This window comes from Streptomyces sp. DG2A-72 (assembly GCF_030499575.1).
Lineage (GTDB): Bacteria > Actinomycetota > Actinomycetes > Streptomycetales > Streptomycetaceae > Streptomyces.
This window is the reverse complement of the sequence record NZ_JASTLC010000001.1, coordinates 7,541,662-7,558,582: the sequence shown is the minus strand read 5'-3', so window position 1 is coordinate 7,558,582 and position 16,921 is coordinate 7,541,662. Positions and strand designations below refer to the sequence as shown.

The following is a 16,921-nucleotide window of genomic DNA, read 5'->3' as shown; positions in this document are numbered from 1 at the left end:
CCGAGCTGGTCTACCAGGACTCGAACCTAGACTAACTGAACCAGAATCAGTCGTGCTGCCAATTACACCATAGACCAATGTGGTTTAGACCAGTTTGTACCCCCGACCGGATTCGAACCGGCGCTACCGCCTTGAGAGGGCGGCGTGCTAGGCCGCTACACAACGGGGGCCCTAGCGATCATCTCGAAGGAGATCGCCGTACCCCCGACCGGATTCGAACCGGCGCTACTGCCTTGAGAGGGCAGCGTGCTAGGCCGCTACACAACGGGGGCTTTGCAGATGAGCTCTGCGAGCTGGCCTACCTGGACTCGAACCAAGACTAACTGAACCAGAATCAGTCGTGCTGCCAATTACACCATAGGCCACTGGAACGCAAGCCCCTCAGGGGATCTCGTTCTAGCTTGCGCCTCCGGTTCCCGGCCTCTCGGCCCGCTCTCCGGCGGCGCAGGAAGAACATTACCTGAAGGTGGACGGGGCTCCAAAACGGGTATCCGCGCCGAGCAGCGCGGGGAGTTCGGCGAGCGAGGCGATCCGGTGCGGGCCGGCGGGCCTGTCGTCGCCGGTGTGCGCGGTGGCGCGGTCGATCCACACCGACAGCAGTCCGGCGTCGGCGGCGCCCTGCCCGTCGATCTCCGGGTGGTTGCCCACGTACGCCACGTGTCGCGGGGCGAGGTCCAGGGCTTCGCAGGCCGCGTGGAAGGCGCCGGCCTCCGGCTTGGAGACACCGAGTTCCGCGGCGCACAGGATGGCCTCGAAGCGGTCGTGCACACCGAGCATGCGCAGCTTGCGGTCCTGGACGGTGAGGCTGGAGTTGGACAGCACGGCGTGCCGGTGGCTGGCGGCGAGGGCGTCCAGGGCGGGCAGTACGTCCGGGAAGAGCGCCCAGGCGGCCTCGTAGTGCGCGATGTACCGCAGAAACCAGGCGTCGGCCTCGGCGTCGGTCAGCTCCTCGCCCAGGAACACCCGCACCCGGTCCCTCCGCTGCCCCTCGAACGACGCCTCCCCCGCGGCGAACCGAGCCCACTGCCGGTCCGTGACCTCCCGCCAACGCACCAGGGCCTGCTCCACGGACTCGGCTCCGCCGAGCAGGCCCTCAGCCACAAGGTGCGCGCGCATTCCGGCACGGTCGGCCGTGGTGTAGTCGAAGAGGGTGTCGTCGACGTCCCAGACAACAGCTCTGATCACCATGACACTGACGGTACAGCCGGACGGCTGGGGATTCGGGGGTTATCCCGGTGCCGGGCGGCCCGTCCGGTGTTCCGTGACGGCGTTACGACGTGAGCTTCGCCATGGCCGCGTCGATGCGGGCGAGGGTCTTCTCCTTGCCCAGGATCTCCAGGGATTCGAAGAGCGGGAGACCGACCGTGCGGCCGGTGACGGCGACGCGGACCGGGGCCTGGGCCTTGCCGAGCTTGAGGCCGTGGGTCTCGCCGGCGGCCAGGACGGCCTCCTTCAACGACTCCGCCGAGGTCCAGTCCGCCGACTCCAGCTTCTCGCGGGCCGTACGCAGCAGCGCGTCGCTGCCCTCCTTCATCGCCTTGGCCCACGACGCCTCGTCCGCGACCGGCTCCGCCAGGAACAGGAAGTCGACGTTGTCCGTGATCTCCGACAGCACCTTCAGGCGGGTCTGCGCGTGGGGCGCGATCGCCAGCCACTTCGCCTCGTCGAAGGCCTCCGGAGCCCACGGTGCGAAGGGGGCCCGCAGCCATGGCGCGCAGCGTTCCGTGAAGTCCTTCACATCCAGCAGGCGGATGTGGTCGCCGTTGATCGCCTCGCACTTCTTCAGGTCGAAGCGGGCCGGGTTGGGGTTCACGTCCGTGATGTCGAAGGCCGCGACCATCTCGTCCATGGTGAAGATGTCCTGGTCGGCGGAGAGTGACCAGCCAAGGAGGGAGAGGTAGTTGAGCAGGCCCTCGGGGAGGAAGCCGCGCTCGCGGTAGAGGTTGAGCGAGGACTGCGGGTCACGCTTGGAGAGCTTCTTGTTGCCCTCGCCCATCACATACGGCAGGTGACCGAAGGACGGGATCTCCTTGGCGATACCGAGTTCGATCAGCGCCTTGTACAGGGCGATCTGCCGCGGGGTGGAGGAGAGCAGGTCCTCGCCGCGCAGGACGTGGGTGATCTCCATCAGGGCGTCGTCGACCGGGTTCACGAGCGTGTACAGGGGCGCGCCATTGGCTCGTACGATCCCGTAGTCCGGGACGTTCTCCGGGGTGAACGTCAGCTCGCCGCGGACCAGGTCCGTGAAGGTGATCGTCTCGTCGGGCATGCGGAAGCGGACGATGGGCGTGCGGCCCTGGGCCTGGTACTCGGCGACCTGCTGTGCGGTCAGCTCGCGGCAGTGGCCGTCGTAGCCGGACGGCTTGCCGGCGGCGCGGGCGGCCTCGCGGCGGGTGTCCAGCTCCTCCTGGGAGCAGTAGCAGTAGTAGGCCTGCCCGGCGTCGATGAGCTTCTGCGCGACGTCCTTGTAGAGGTCCATGCGCTGCGACTGGCGGTACGGCGCATGCGGGCCGCCGACCTCGGGGCCCTCGTCCCAGTCGAAGCCGAGCCAGCGCATCGAGTCGAGCAGCTGGGTGTAGGACTCCTCGGAGTCGCGGGCCGCGTCGGTGTCCTCGATGCGGAATACGAATCGAGCACCGCTGCCGCCGTGGTGGCGGGCGAACGCCCAGTTGAACAGGGCGGTGCGGACCAGGCCCACGTGCGGGTTACCGGTGGGCGAGGGGCAGAAACGGACGCGTACGGGGGAGCCGGGTGCGCTAGCCACGCTTGACAACCTTGTTGGTGAGAGTGCCGATGCCTTCGATGGTGACGGCGACCTCGTCGCCGACGCCGAGGGGGCCGACCCCTGCCGGGGTGCCCGTGAGGATCACGTCGCCGGGGAGCAGCGTCATGGCCTCGGAGATGTTGACGATCAGATCCTCGATCGGGTGGATCATCTCGGTGGTGCGGCCCAGCTGGCGCTGCTGGCCGTTGACCGTGAGCTGGATGGTGAGGTCGCTGGGGTCGAGGTCGGTCTCCACCCAGGGGCCGAGTGGGCAGGCGGTGTCGAAGCCCTTGGCCCGGGCCCACTGCTTCTCGCGTTTCTGCACGTCGCGGGCGGTGATGTCGTTGGCGCAGGTGTAGCCGAGGATGACGTCCTTGACGCGCTCACGGGGGACCTCGCGGCACATGCGGCCGATGACGACGGCCAGTTCGGCCTCGTGGTGGAGGTCCTCGGAGAAGGACGGGTACTGGATCTCGTCGCCGGGGCCGATCACCGAGGTGGACGGCTTGAAGAAGGCGAACGGGGCGTCGGGCACCTCGTTGCCCAGCTCGCGCGCGTGCTCGGCGTAGTTGCGTCCGAAGGCCACGACCTTGTTGGGGAGCACCGGCGGCAGCAGCCTCACCTTGCTCAGCGGCACCTTCGTACCGGAGAGCTCGAAGTCCGTGAACGGGATGCCCTTGATGATGTCCAGGACGAGCTCGTCCGGCTTGTCACCCTCGACCACGCCGAAGGCGACGTTCCCGTCGATGGAGAATCTGGCGATGCGCACGGGATGCTTGGCCCCTTGACTGAACTGACTGAAGTCTGACGCTCCAGGCTAGCGCGGCAAAGGGCGGGCGCCTCGCGCGTGGTCGCGGGCGCCCTGGGTGTTGTACGGACCGGTTACCGCGCGGCGGTTGCCTGGGCCGGGATGTCCATGAGGACGGTGCGGCGGGGGTTGGCCGTGTGGGCGGGGAGGTCGACGGAGTGCTCCGGGTGGTCCGGGGTGTGCAGGTCGTCGGCGTCCTCGAGGTGCGCCAGCGTCGTGCGCCGCGGGTTGGCTATCGTGCGGAACATCATCGTCGTCTTCACGGGTGTCAGGTGCCTTCACAGTTGGGCTGCTGTTGTAAAGCGTCAGGCTAAACATGCGCTTCCCTTCCGAAGACATCCAGACCCCTTGATCACCGTGTGAGTTTGCTCACGAATCCATGGGCAAACCGGTCATTTCAGGCCTGCAATCGACCCCTACGAAACGGACATTGGCGGCCTGAAGCCTGCATTCCGCTCCTGATCATGGCGACTGGGACTCCCCCGCTGACCGGTGACTCGTTGCGTTAAGTCCGCTTTGGGGCGGATCACTTTCTACGTCCGGTGACACAGCCCTCACGTGGTGTCACGGAGGTCACAGCCTGACCCACGGGCCTTGTTGGAGATCCTGCACTGTGCTGGAATTCCACGGACCGCCGCAGGACCTAGCCGGCGCACAGGGGGCGCGACGAGCGCCGAGTGGCGGCGAGAAGGGGGAGCCAGCGCCGGTCACTCACGACCATCGGGGGGCGCAAATTCAGGGCGCCCCCTACGACGCCGACACCGTCCTTCCGTTCACGCGGAGGGGCGCCTGGTCCAGAGGTTGCGACGCTAGTGCAGGGACGTTTCAAGAGGGATGGCAGTGCTTCGGCGGAGCCGGAGCCGCACGGCGGGACTGGCCCCAATGCCGGCAGTTCCTCGCCCCAGCACGCCCAGAACCCGGGCCCAGCCGCGTCCGGCGACGGCGGGCGTGCCGGTGCGTCCGCAGCTTCCGGCGCCACGGCGTCCACCGGAGCCACGGGCTCCCCGGGCACTCCGGGCTCCGCGGCGCCGACCGTGAAGCCGCCGAAGGGCGCCTCCGGCCCCGGATCGCGAATAGCCCTGCGCAACTGGCGCATCTCCACGCGTCTGGTGTCGCTGCTCGCGCTCCCGGTGGTTGCGGCCACTTCGCTGGGCGCACTGCGCATCAGCGACAACATGAACGACATCCAGCAGCTCGACAACATGAAGCTGCTGACGGACATGACCAAGCAGGCCACCGAACTGGCCTCCGCGCTCCAGGAGGAGCGCGACCAGACGGCAGGCCCGCTCGCGCACGGCGCGAACGCGACCACCGACGTCGGGGTCAAGGGCTTGCGGGTCAAGACCGACCGCTCCCTGGAGAACTTCCTCGACGCCTCGGAAGAGATCGACGCCTCCAGCAAGGACGGTAACCTCCACGGCGTCCGCGACAGCCTCGTCGGTCTGGTCGGCGATCTGAGCAACCTGGCGAAGATCCGCGACAACGCCTTCGAGGCCGAGCGCAACTCCACCCAGACGGTCGAGGCCTACCACCGTCTGATCACCCACCTGCTCGACCTCTCGCAGGACATGGCGGAGGCCACCAGCAACCCCGAGATGATCCAGCGCACCCGTGCGCTGGCCTCGTTCTCCTCCGCCAAGGAGTACGCCTCCGTCCAGCGCGCGGTCATCGCCGCGGCGCTGCCGCAAGACCCCAAGAGCTCGAACAGCAACCTCTCGGAGAACGACCGGCTGTACGCCGAGTCGGCGCTGGAGAGCGAGAAGTCCGAGCTGCTGAGCTTCCGGAGCATCTACGGAGCGGACGGCGCCGCCTCGCTGCTCCAGCCGATCGAAGACGGCAACCCGACGATCGAGTCCGCCGACACCTACGCCGACCGTGCGCTCAGCCAGGCGAACGGCCTGGCCGACCTGGAGAAGCGGTCGTACCTGGACTGGGTCGACGCCAGCTCGTCCAAGATCGACCAGATGGAACTGATCGAGACCACGCTGCTCGGGCAGATGGAGCAGAAGGCACGCGAGCTGCGCAAGGAGTCGGAGCGCGAGGCGATCATCTCCGGTGCGCTGATCCTGCTCGTGCTCGGCGTCTCGCTGGTCGGCGCGTTCGTCGTGGCCCGGTCCATGATCCGCTCGCTGCGCAGGCTGCAGGAGACCGCGACCAAGGTCGCCCAGGACCGCCTGCCCGAGCTGGTCAAGCAGCTGTCCGAGTCCGACCCGCAGGACGTCGACACCTCCGTCGAGTCGGTCGGTGTGCACTCCCGGGACGAGATCGGCAAGGTGGCCGCGGCCTTCGACGACGTGCACCGCGAGGCGGTCCGCCTCGCCGCCGAGCAGGCCCTGCTGCGGGGCAACGTCAACGCGATGTTCACCAACCTCTCGCGCCGCTCCCAGGGTCTGATCCAGCGCCAGCTGTCGCTGATCTCCGAGCTGGAGTCCCGCGAGGCCGACCCGGACCAGCTGTCCTCGCTGTTCAAGCTCGACCACCTCGCGACCCGCATGCGCCGTAACGGTGAGAACCTTCTCGTTCTCGCCGGTGAAGAGCCCGGCCGCCGCTGGACCCGCCCGGTCCCGCTGGTCGACGTGCTCCGCGCCGCCGCCTCCGAGGTGGAGCAGTACGAGCGCATCGAGCTGGCCTCCGTGCCGACCACCGAAGTGGCCGGCCGCGTGGTCAACGACCTCGTGCACCTGCTCGCCGAGCTGCTGGAGAACGCGACCTCGTTCTCCTCGCCGCAGACCAAGGTCAAGGTCACCGGTCACGCGCTGCCCGACGGCCGCGTGCTGATCGAGATCCACGACACCGGTATCGGCCTCTCCCCCGAGGACCTCGCCGCGATCAACGAGCGGCTCGCCTCGCCGCCCACCGTGGACGTGTCGGTCTCCCGCCGCATGGGTCTGTTCGTGGTCGGCCGGCTGTCGCAGCGGCACGGCATCCGCATTCAGCTGCGCCCGTCCGACTCCGGTGGTACGACCGCGCTGGTCATGCTGCCCGTCGATGTCGCCCAGGGCGGCAAGAAGCCGCAGCCCAAGCCCGGTCAGGGGGGCTCCGGTTCCTCCGGCGGTCCGGCCGCAGCGCAGGCCGCCGCCGGTGTCGCGGCCGCTCGTCGCGGAGGCGCGGGTCAGGACGGCGGTGCTCTTGGCGCCGGTGCGGGCGCCGGCGCTCTCGGTGCCGACGCGGGTGCTCCCGGTGGGCGGCTCGGTGCCGCTCCAGGGCCGCGGGCCGCGCTGCCGGGCAGCGGTGGCGGTGCGGGTGGCCGTCCCGAGCCGGGTGCGCGCGGGCCGCAGGGTCCGTCGGCGCCTCAGCAGGGCGGCCGGCCGGCTCCGGCCGGTGCGGGTGCCGGCTTCGGCGGCCAGGCGCCGGGTGCCCCGCAGGGCCTGACGGCCGCGGGCACGGGCGGGCCGTCGCAGGGTCAGAACGCGCAGGACGCCGTATCGAACAAGGAATCCGGACGTGGTGGGCGTCGTGGCCGTCGGCCGCAGCTGCCGCCGCGGGGCGGGGCTCGGGCCGAGCTGCCCGGCGGCAACGCGCAGCAGCCGCGCACGCCGAGCTGGAGCGACGAGAACGCGCAGCCGTCGGTGTCGCGCGCCTCGCTCGACACCCCGCGCGGGCACGACGAGCAGCGCGACCCGTCGCAGACCGCGCCGATGCCACGGATCGACGACCGGCAGGGCCCCGCGGACTTCGGTGGCCAGGACTTCGGCGCCCCGCAGCAGCCGGGCGCGAACGGGCCGCAGAACACCGGGCAGTTCACGCGTCCGGGCGCCGGCGCCCCGCACCACACCGGTGAGTTCGCCCGGCCGGACCAGAACTCCGGTGAGTTCCCGCGCCCCGGAGCGGTTCCGCAGAACCCCGGCTCCGGCCAGGACACGGGCCAGTTCGTCCGCCCGGACGTCTTCGGCCCGACCGGGAACCAGCCGGTCCCGCAGGCGTACGACAACGGCTCCACGGGCGGCTACGGCTACCCGCAGCCCGGTCGGCAGAACCCGGCGAACGGCAACGGCACCAACGGCTACGGTGCCGGGCGTCCGCCCGTACCGCCGCGTCCGCAGCAGCGGCCCACCCGCCAGGAGCCCGAGGCCCTGCCGCCGGCTTCCGGCCCGGGTGACGGACGTACGCCGCTGTACGACACTCTCGAGACCAACTGGTTCCACGGTCAGGGCAGCCAGGACGGACCGCAGCAGGGCAACGGCTCGGCTCCCCCGCCGGCCGCCCCGCCGCAGCCGCAGCACGCTCCCGCACCCCAGCGTCCCGCAACCGGCAACTGGCGCAGCTCGCCGAATGACGACCTCATTCGGCAGGCAGAGCGCGTACGGCAGCCGGCCGCGGGCGGAGTCACCACCTCCGGCCTGCCGCGCCGGGTACCCAGGGCGAACCTCGTCCCGGGTACGGCTCAGCAGCAACAGCACAACAGCGGTCCGCAGGTCTCCCGTGCGCCTGATGACGTACGCGGCCGGCTGACCAATCTCCGTCGGGGTATTTCGCAGGGTCGCCAGGCCGGTAGCGGTCAGACCGGCAGCTTCCCGAACCCCACTCACCAGCAGGAGCGTTAGTTGAGGCAGATGAGCCAGGCGGCACAGAACCTGAACTGGTTGATCACCAACTTCGTGGACAACACCCCAGGGGTGTCCCACACCGTCGTCGTGTCCGCCGACGGTCTCCTTCTGGCGCTGTCGGAAGGCTTCCCGCGCGATCGGGCCGATCAGCTCGCGGCCGTCGCGTCGGGTCTCACCTCGCTGACGGCCGGGGCCTCCCGGATCTTCGAGGGGGGCGACGTGGCACAGACGGTCGTCGAGATGGAACGCGGCTTCTTGTTCCTGATGTCCGTCTCGGACGGCTCGTCCCTGGCCGTCCTGGCCCACCCCGAGTGCGACATCGGCCTGGTCGGCTACGAGATGGCGCTGCTGGTCGACCGCGCGGGCGCAGTGCTCACGCCCGACCTGCGCGCCGAACTGCAAGGCAGTCTGCTCCACTGACCCGCCCCGGATCCACCCGTCTCACCAAATCACCGTCCGGCCGACACAATCCCCCCACCGGCCACCGTCAGACGGCTCGACTGACCAACTTGCTGTCCCGCCCGGAGGATTCATGACCCCGCCCACCGCCTCTCATGATCCGTACGCGGAGCCGTACGGGGACGAAGGCGACGAGCCGCTGGTTCGTCCTTATGCGATGACCGGCGGCCGGACCAGGCCGCGCTACCAGCTCGCCATCGAGGCCCTGATCAGCACCACGGCCGACCCGGCAGCACTCATGGGACTCCTCCCGGAGCACCAGCGCATCTGCCATCTGTGCCGTGAGGTGAAGTCGGTCGCCGAGGTGTCGGCTCTCCTCGCCATGCCGCTGGGCGTGGCGAGGATCCTCGTCGCCGACCTCGCCGAGGCCGGCCTTGTCGCCATCCATCAGCCGGGCGGCGACGAGAGCACCGGCGCGCCCGATGTGACACTGCTCGAAAGGGTGCTCAGTGGACTTCGCAAGCTCTGACGGAGGCCGGGCCACCACCTCCGCGAAGATCGTGGTGGCCGGTGGCTTCGGCGTCGGCAAGACGACGTTCGTCGGCGCCGTCTCCGAGATCAACCCGCTGCGCACCGAGGCCGTGATGACGTCCGCGAGCGCGGGCATCGACGACCTCACCCACACCGGGGACAAGACCACCACCACGGTGGCCATGGACTTCGGCCGTATCACGCTGGACCGGGACCTGATCCTGTACCTGTTCGGTACGCCGGGTCAGGACCGGTTCTGGTTCATGTGGGACGACCTGGTGCGCGGTGCCATCGGTGCCGTGGTCCTGGTGGACACCCGGCGCCTGGCGGACTGCTTCCCCGCGGTCGACTACTTCGAGAACAGCGGTCTGCCGTTCGTCGTCGCGCTCAACGGCTTCGACGGACACCAGCCGTACGCTCCGGAAGAGGTGCGCGAGGCGCTGCAGATCGGTCCGGACGCTCCGATCATCACGACGGATGCCCGACACCGGTCGGATGCGAAGAGTGCCCTGATCACACTGGTCGAGCACGCTCTCATGGCTCGTCTGAGGTAGCGCTTGGGCCACACTCAAGTCGGAAGCGCCATACGGCAGTTGTCGTAGATGTCCCGGAGCCGACTGTGTCCTTTGACACGGTCGGCCACGGTGTTCATAACGTTTCGGCAGAGGAATCGGGTGGTACCGCCACGCGTCGCGGTCGACTCGTGTCGCTGCGCACACAAAGGCCCCGTCATTTGACGGGGCTCGCTCTTTATGACCGTTTTATCTGGGGCTTACATCGCTTGTAATGATCGCTTTCCACTGTTTGGAAGAGCGCACGGCCACGTGCTGGAATGCCTGAACTGCCCAATAGTCAAAGACGTACTCATCAGTCGATGGCGAACAGGGCTCTGAGACACTGCGGCACAACGAAGGTGCCGACCGCCGAGAGGTTGTTGGTCGAGTGAGGCGAAGCAAGAACGGTCCCGAGCCGTCGTCGGCGCGGGGCAACTTCACCCCGCCGCCGCGCGGAGCGGCGCCCGCCCATGTGCCCGGATCGGAGCCAACGGCCCCGCCGGCTCCAAGCGGCGGCCGTTTCTCCCCACGCAACTGGCGCGTGCCGACCCGGCTGAACGCGATCCTGCTCATACCCGTGGTGGTCGGCCTGGTCATGGGCGGCTTCCAGGTGAAGAGCTCGATCGACACCTGGCAGGAGGCCGAGGACGCGGAGAACACCGCGCGCCTGGTCCGGGCCTCCCTGAACTACGCCGACGCGCTCTACATCGAGCGTGACACCACCGCGGCGCCCCTGCTGAAGGGCAGCGCACAGAACGCCGAGGACAAGGCGACCGTCACCAAGGCGCGCGGGGCCACGGACAAGGCCGCCGACGCCTTCGACGAAGCGGCCCAGAACATGCCGCAGAAGGCCGGCCTGGAGCGCCGCCTGAAGCTGTTCCGCGACGAGGAGCCCAAGCTCGACAAGCTGCGAGCGGCCGCGTACACGAGCAAGCTCACCGGCGTGCAGACCGAAGAGGGCTACGTCGAGGTCGCGCACCCCCTCACCGAGTTCGCCAACGAGCTCGGTCTGGGCACCGGCAACATCACCAGCTACGGCCGGACCGTCTACGCCATCGAGCTCACCAAGGCCGCCCTGTCGCTGCAGCGCTCCATCGGCATGCACCTGCTGATCAAGCCCGGCCCCGACGCCGAGGGCTTCGGCAAGCAGCGCGTCGCCCTCTCCTCCTATGCGTACCTGGAGGGCATCGCCGTCGAGGAGTACATCGGCGGTGGTACCGAGGCGGACGCGCAGAAGCTCAAGGACGCCGAGGCGCAGATCAAGGCCGAGGGTGCGGCGATGGCCAAGCAGGCCGCCACGGACGCCGCCGCGCAGGGCGAGAAGTACGTGCCGCCGCCGTCGGACCCGACCACCATGGTCTCGGCGATCGCGACGATGCAGAGCATGGACCCCTCCGTCCGTGAGGCCCTCGGCGAGAAGGGCATCACCGCCCAGAACTGGTGGGCGGTCAACACCCTCAAGTACAACGCCTACCGCCAGATCGAGACGAACCTGGCCGACACCGCGGTGAACGAGGCCGCGACGATCGCCGACAACGCCAAGCGCGACACCTTCATCGTGGGTGCCGCCGTCGTGGTCGCCCTGCTCGCCGCGTTCATCCTGGCCGGCATGGTGGCCCGCCAGATGTCCCGCTCGATGCGCCAGCTGCGCAACGCGGCCTTCGGCATCGCCGAGCAGCGGCTGCCGATGCTGGTCGACCAGCTCTCGCGCACCGACCCCGGCCGCGTCGACACCCGGGTCGCGCCGATCCCGATCAACTCGACCGACGAGATCGGCGAGGTCGCCCGGGCCTTCGACCAGGTCCACCGCGAGGCGGTCCGACTGGCCGCCGAGCAGGCCCTGCTGCGGGGCAACATCAACGCGATCTTCACCAACCTGTCGCGCCGCAACCAGTCACTGATCGAGGGCCAGCTGACCCTGATCACCGACCTGGAGAACAACGAGGCCGACCCGGACCAGCTGGAGAACCTCTTCAAGCTGGACCACCTCGCGACCCGTATGCGCCGCAACGGCGAGAACCTCCTGGTCCTCGCCGGCGAGGAGCCCGGCCGCCGCTGGGACCAGCCGGTCCCGCTGGTCGACGTGTTGCGCGCCGCCTCCTCCGAGGTGGAGCAGTACGAGCGCATCGAGCTGTCCGGTGTCCCGGAGGCCGAGATCCACGGCCGCGCCGTGACCGACCTCGTGCACCTGCTGGCCGAGCTCCTTGAGAACGCCACCACGTTCTCCTCCCCGCAGACCAAGGTCCGCGTCACCGCGACCCGTCTCCCCGACGGCCGCATCATGATCGAGATCCATGACAAGGGCATCGGCCTCACCGCCGAGGACTTCGCGGACATCAACCACAAGCTGGCCAACCCGCCGACCGTGGACGCCGCGATCTCCCAGCGCATGGGCCTCTTCGTGGTCGGCCGGCTGTCCGACCGGCACGGCATCCGCGTCCAGCTGCGCCCCTCCGGCGAGCAGGCCGGTACGACCTCCCTGGTCATGCTGCCCGACGCGATCACCCACGGTGGTGGCGGCGATTACCAGTCCGCCCCGGACGAGTTCACGGTCTCCCAGATCATCCCGGAGCGCAGCTTCCAGGGTGAGGACTTCAACCGCCAGCCGCTGCGCACGGCCGCGGAACTCGGCTTCGACGACAGCCGCTACTCCGAGGTCCCGGACGACATACGCGAGCTGGACCCCGTAGGCCGCTCCCTGATGCGCGAGGAGCGCCGGGCGGCCCTGGAGACCCAGAACCCGCAGAACCCGGGCCAACAGCCCGCCCAGGACGCTTCCGCCCCCTCGTACGCCGACGCGTTCGACGACCGGCAGCCCTACGAGGGCGGCCAGGGCGGCTATCCCGAGCAGCCCGGCTCGTACGACCAGCAGACGGCGTACGACGAGCCGCAGCAGACGCCGTACGAGGAGCAGCAGCGTCCGGCGTACGACGAGTCGTACTACGCGCCGAACGGGGGCCTGCCGCAGAGCGACACGTTCTCGTCGAACGGCGGCTACCCCGAGCCCTCCTATCCGGAGCCGGTCCAGGAGGACCCCTCGGCGGGCCGCGGCTCCGCGCCGGAGACGTTCTCGGCCTTCGAGGAGCGGCGCTACCAGGACGACTGGCCGCAGCAGAACGGCTACCCGAACGGCTACGGCTCCGAGTACGCTCCGGAACCGGAGTCCGCGCAGGCCGCTGACGTGAGTGAAAGCGACCACGTAGGCTTCGACCATCCGGGGCCGGCCCCCTCCGCGTCTCACGATCTGACCGACGCCGGACTGCCCCGCCGCGGGTCCACCCCCGCGAACGGCAACGGCTCGCGGCCCGTGAACCAGGAGCAGCCGGCCTCCGCACCGGAAAACAACGGCAGCGGCAACGGCGACTGGCGCTCGGCGAACGACGCGCGCTGGCAGCAGGCCGCACAGCTCCGTAAGCCCAAGGCGGGCGGAGTGACCGCCTCCGGCCTGCCGCGGCGGGTACCCAAGGCCAACCTGGTCGAGGGCACCGCCGAAGCGACCCCTCAGGGTGGCCCACAGGTCTCCCGCGCTCCCGAGGACGTCCGGGGCAGGCTGAGCAACCTGCGCCGCGGTGTCCAGCGGGGACGCAGCGCGGGAAGTGAAACGAACGGCCAGGCCACTAGGAATCAACACAGTGGTCCTGACAGCACCTACAACCAGGAGCGTTAGTGTGAGCCCGATGAGCCAGGCGGCGCAGAACCTGAACTGGTTGATCACCAACTTCGTGGACAACACCCCCGGGGTGTCCCACACGGTGGTGGTCTCCGCCGACGGACTCCTTCTGGCGATGTCCGAAGGCTTTCCGCGCGACCGCGCCGACCAGCTCGCGGCGGTCGCCTCCGGTCTGACCTCACTGACCGCCGGCGCCTCGCGCATCTTCGAGGGCGGCAGTGTGAACCAGACGGTTGTGGAGATGGAGCGGGGATTCCTCTTCATCATGTCCATCTCCGACGGTTCGTCGCTCGCAGTTCTTGCACACCCGGAGGCGGACATCGGCCTCGTCGGGTACGAGATGGCGCTTCTGGTGGACCGTGCCGGTACGGTCCTGACCCCTGATCTGCGTGCGGAGCTCCAAGGGAGCCTTCTCAACTAACAGTCAGACGGTGCGTTTTGGCGTCCCGTGGCCGTAAGGTTTCGGGACGCGGCTCCACAGTGATGGGTGCCAGGCACAGTCGGAGGAGGAGAAAGTGGCAACACCCCCAGGCGGTTCGTCTTCGGGCAACTGGTCATACGGCCCTGCCCAGGGCCCGGACGACGGGTCGGCGAACCGGTACAACTTCCCCTCCGCACCGAGCCAGCGACGGCAGCCGTACACGCCTCAGGGGCCGCAGGGTCCCGGGCCTTACGACCAGCCGCATCAGCCGCGCATCCAGCCGGTGCAGCCGCAGCGCCGCGCCCCTGAGCAGGCGCCCGCCGGGGCGTCGAACAACCCCCTGGTGCGCCCGTACGCCATGACCGGCGGCCGGACGCGCCCGCGTTACCAGCTCGCCATCGAGGCACTGGTGCACACCACCGCGCAGCCGCATCAGATGCAGGGCCAGCTGCCCGAGCATCAGCGGATCTGCAACCTCTGCCGAGAGATCAAGTCGGTGGCCGAGGTCTCGGCTCTCCTCACGATCCCCCTCGGCGTGGCCAGGATCCTCGTCGCCGACTTGGCGGAGGCGGGCCTGGTCGCCATCCATCAGCCCGGCGGCGACGAGAACGCCGGCGGCCAGCCAGACGTGACACTGCTCGAAAGGGTGCTCAGTGGACTTCGCAAGCTCTAGCGGAGGGCCTTCCCGCTCCACCACGTCCGCGAAGATCGTGGTGGCTGGCGGCTTCGGCGTGGGCAAGACCACGTTCGTCGGCGCCGTCTCGGAGATCAACCCGCTGCGCACGGAGGCCGTCATGACGTCTGCTTCGGCAGGCATCGACGACCTCACCCACACCGGGGACAAGACGACCACGACGGTCGCCATGGACTTCGGCCGCATCACCCTGGACCAGGACCTCATCCTGTACCTGTTCGGCACCCCCGGTCAGGACCGGTTCTGGTTCATGTGGGACGACCTGGTGCGCGGCGCCATCGGCGCGGTCGTCCTGGTCGACACCCGCCGTCTCGCCGACTGCTTCCCCGCGGTCGACTACTTCGAGAACAGCGGACTCCCGTTCGTCATCGCCCTCAACGGCTTCGACGGACAGCAGCCGTACAATCCGGACGAGGTCCGCGAGGCCCTCCAGATCGGCCCCGACACCCCGATCATCACGACGGACGCCCGTCACCGGGCTGACGCGAAGTCGACGCTGATCACGCTCGTGGAGCACGCACTGATGGCGCGGCTCCGGTAGCAACACCCCGTCGCAGACACCGAGAAGGGCCCCTCCTCGCGGAGGGGCCCTTCTCGTATGCGGCAACCGGCTGATCCGGCTGATCAGAAACCGGCCCAGCGGCGCAGCCTATCCGTGCCAGCTGTGCGGAGCCCGGAAGCCGGGCTCGCGCTCCAGGCGGCGCCAGCCGGCCTTGGCGCGGCCTCGGTGGGTCGGCTCGGTGGGCGGCTGGGCGGCGGCGCGGGCGAGGAGGATGGCCGTGATGGCGGCGACTTCCTCGGGCTCGGCGTGGCCCTTCTCGACGCGGATGTCAGGGGTGTTCATAGGTCTCAGTCTCCGTGAGAGAGGTTTCCGCGCGGGTAGCGCGGAGGGTCCGCTGGGTTACTGCGGAGGGTTGCCGTGCTTGCGGGAGGGCAGGTCTGCGTGCTTGGTGTGCAGCATCGCCAGGGACTTGATCAGGACCTCGCGGGTTTCCGCCGGGTCGATCACGTCGTCGACCAGACCGCGCTCGGCCGCGTAATACGGGTGCATCAGCTCGGACTTGTACTCCTTGACCATCCGCGCCCGCATCGCCTCGGGGTCCGGGGAATCGGCGATCTGCCGGCGGAAGATGACGTTGGCCGCGCCTTCCGCGCCCATCACCGCGATCTCGTTCGTCGGCCAGGCGTACGTCAGGTCGGCACCGATGGACTGGCTGTCCATGACGATGTACGCACCTCCGTAGGCCTTGCGCAGGATCAGCGAGATCCGCGGCACGGTCGCGTTGCAGTAGGCGTAGAGCAGCTTCGCTCCGTGCCGGATGATCCCGCCGTGTTCCTGGTCGACACCGGGGAGGAACCCCGGGACGTCCAGGAAAGTGACGATCGGAATGTTAAAAGCGTCACACATCTGGACAAAGCGCGCAGCTTTTTCCGAGGCCTCGATGTCGAGGACCCCGGCGAGCGTCTGCGGCTGGTTGGCGATGATGCCGACCACCTGGCCGTCGAGCCGGGCCAGCGCGCAGATGATGTTGCGGGCCCAGCGCTCGTGGACCTCGAGGAAGTCGCCGTCGTCGACGATCTCCTCGATCACCTTCGCCATGTCGTACGGCCGGTTCCCGTCCGCCGGGACCAGGTCAAGGAGCACGTCGCTGCGGCGGTCCGGGGCGTCCGTGGAGTCCACCCGGGGCGGGTTCTCGCGGTTGTTCTGCGGGAGCATCGACAGCAGGTAGCGCACCTCGGCGAGGCAGGTCTCCTCGTCGTCGTAGGCGAAGTGGCACACGCCGGAGGTCTCCGCGTGTACGTCCGCGCCACCGAGGCCGTTCTGCGTGATCTCCTCGCCCGTGACCGCCTTGACCACGTCCGGGCCGGTGATGAACATCTGGGAGGTCTCGCGGACCATGAACACGAAGTCCGTGAGCGCGGGGCTGTAGGCCGCGCCGCCCGCGCACGGGCCCAGCATCACGGAGATCTGCGGGATCACCCCGGACGCCTTGGTGTTGCGCTGGAAGATGCCGCCGTACCCGGCAAGCGCGCTGACACCCTCCTGGATACGGGCCCCCGCGCCGTCGTTCAGCGACACCAGCGGCGCCCCGGCCGCGATGGCCATGTCCATGATCTTGTGGATCTTCGTGGCGTGGGCCTCGCCCAGCGCGCCGCCGAAGATGCGGAAGTCGTGGGCGTAGACGAAGACCGTGCGGCCCTCGACCGTGCCCCAGCCGGTGATGACACCGTCGGTGTAGGGCTTCTTGCCCTCCAGACCGAAGCCGGTCGCCCGGTGCCGGCGCAGTTGCTCGACCTCCCGGAAGGAACCCGCGTCCAGCAGCAGCTCGATCCGCTCCCGGGCGGTCAGCTTGCCCTTGGCGTGCTGCGCCGAGGTCGCCTTCTCGCTCGGCCCGGCCACCGCCTGCGCCCGGATCTCGTGCAGCTCGGCCACACGCCCGCGGGCGTCGGTCGGCTCGCTCGTGGACTCACCCGGCGCCTCATCCAAAACGGTCATGTAGCGACCTTACGAAGGACAGCAAGGAAACCGGGC

At 69.2% G+C, this 16,921-nt stretch carries 14 protein-coding genes and 4 tRNA genes; 8 read left to right on the top strand and 10 right to left on the bottom strand.

Features of this window, described 5'->3' with window-relative positions; all coding sequences use genetic code 11:
- Positions 1-5: 5 nt before the first annotated feature.
- The 8 genes from QQY66_RS36090 to QQY66_RS36055 all read right to left on the bottom strand — a co-directional run bounded on the left by QQY66_RS36090 (position 6) and on the right by QQY66_RS36055 (position 3,835).
- Positions 6-77: transfer RNA gene (locus QQY66_RS36090), tRNA-Gln, on the bottom strand.
- A gap of 20 nt (positions 78-97) precedes the next feature.
- A tRNA-Glu gene (locus QQY66_RS36085) sits at positions 98-170 on the bottom strand.
- 29 nt (positions 171-199) lie between these two features.
- Positions 200-272 (bottom strand) — tRNA-Glu (locus tag QQY66_RS36080).
- 21 nt (positions 273-293) lie between these two features.
- A tRNA-Gln gene (locus QQY66_RS36075) sits at positions 294-365 on the bottom strand.
- A gap of 91 nt (positions 366-456) precedes the next feature.
- A complete protein-coding gene (locus QQY66_RS36070; RefSeq protein ID WP_301984526.1) occupies positions 457-1,188 on the bottom strand; it encodes an HAD family hydrolase in 732 nt (243 codons plus the stop codon).
- A gap of 82 nt (positions 1,189-1,270) precedes the next feature.
- Positions 1,271-2,764, bottom strand: coding sequence for a glutamate--tRNA ligase (gltX, locus tag QQY66_RS36065; protein WP_301984525.1), 1,494 nt, complete (start codon positions 2,762-2,764; stop codon positions 1,271-1,273).
- A complete protein-coding gene (locus tag QQY66_RS36060; protein ID WP_301984524.1) occupies positions 2,757-3,533 on the bottom strand; it encodes a fumarylacetoacetate hydrolase family protein in 777 nt (258 codons plus the stop codon). The genes gltX and QQY66_RS36060 overlap by 8 nt, the downstream gene beginning before the upstream one ends.
- Before the next feature lie 113 nt (positions 3,534-3,646).
- Positions 3,647-3,835, bottom strand: a complete 189-nt coding sequence (locus tag QQY66_RS36055; protein WP_301984523.1) for a hypothetical protein — start codon at positions 3,833-3,835, stop codon at positions 3,647-3,649.
- 549 nt (positions 3,836-4,384) lie between these two features.
- Between QQY66_RS36055 and QQY66_RS36050 the strand changes: the two genes are divergently transcribed.
- The 8 genes from QQY66_RS36050 to QQY66_RS36015 all read left to right on the top strand — a co-directional run bounded on the left by QQY66_RS36050 (position 4,385) and on the right by QQY66_RS36015 (position 14,929).
- Complete coding sequence (locus QQY66_RS36050; RefSeq protein WP_301984522.1) at positions 4,385-8,116, top strand: nitrate- and nitrite sensing domain-containing protein; 3,732 nt, start codon at positions 4,385-4,387, stop codon at positions 8,114-8,116.
- 9 nt (positions 8,117-8,125) lie between these two features.
- Positions 8,126-8,539, top strand: coding sequence for a roadblock/LC7 domain-containing protein (locus QQY66_RS36045; protein ID WP_030231800.1), 414 nt, complete (start codon positions 8,126-8,128; stop codon positions 8,537-8,539).
- A gap of 112 nt (positions 8,540-8,651) precedes the next feature.
- Positions 8,652-9,047 (top strand): DUF742 domain-containing protein, encoded by a 396-nt coding sequence (locus tag QQY66_RS36040; protein ID WP_210577342.1) that lies wholly within the window; start codon positions 8,652-8,654, stop codon positions 9,045-9,047.
- On the top strand, positions 9,028-9,603 hold the full coding sequence (locus tag QQY66_RS36035) for an ATP/GTP-binding protein (RefSeq protein WP_301984520.1): 576 nt from the start codon (positions 9,028-9,030) through the stop codon (positions 9,601-9,603). Before QQY66_RS36040 ends, QQY66_RS36035 begins: the two co-directional genes overlap by 20 nt.
- Positions 9,604-9,991: 388 nt before the next feature.
- Positions 9,992-13,270, top strand: a complete 3,279-nt coding sequence (locus QQY66_RS36030) for a nitrate- and nitrite sensing domain-containing protein (RefSeq protein ID WP_301984518.1) — start codon at positions 9,992-9,994, stop codon at positions 13,268-13,270.
- Between the two features lie 10 nt (positions 13,271-13,280).
- Positions 13,281-13,694, top strand: coding sequence for a roadblock/LC7 domain-containing protein (locus tag QQY66_RS36025; protein WP_033321188.1), 414 nt, complete (start codon positions 13,281-13,283; stop codon positions 13,692-13,694).
- A gap of 94 nt (positions 13,695-13,788) precedes the next feature.
- Positions 13,789-14,367, top strand: a complete 579-nt coding sequence (locus QQY66_RS36020; protein ID WP_301984517.1) for a DUF742 domain-containing protein — start codon at positions 13,789-13,791, stop codon at positions 14,365-14,367.
- Positions 14,348-14,929 carry an ATP/GTP-binding protein gene (locus QQY66_RS36015; protein WP_026243582.1) on the top strand — a complete coding sequence of 194 codons (582 nt, stop codon included), beginning with the start codon at positions 14,348-14,350 and terminating at the stop codon, positions 14,927-14,929. Before QQY66_RS36020 ends, QQY66_RS36015 begins: the two co-directional genes overlap by 20 nt.
- Positions 14,930-15,037: 108 nt before the next feature.
- Here QQY66_RS36015 and QQY66_RS36010 read toward each other — a convergent pair whose 3' ends face one another.
- Both QQY66_RS36010 and QQY66_RS36005 read right to left on the bottom strand, forming a co-directional pair.
- On the bottom strand, positions 15,038-15,232 hold the full coding sequence (locus QQY66_RS36010; protein ID WP_301984516.1) for an acyl-CoA carboxylase subunit epsilon: 195 nt from the start codon (positions 15,230-15,232) through the stop codon (positions 15,038-15,040).
- 57 nt (positions 15,233-15,289) lie between these two features.
- A complete protein-coding gene (locus QQY66_RS36005) occupies positions 15,290-16,885 on the bottom strand; it encodes an acyl-CoA carboxylase subunit beta (RefSeq protein ID WP_301984515.1) in 1,596 nt (531 codons plus the stop codon).
- Positions 16,886-16,921: the final 36 nt, after the last annotated feature.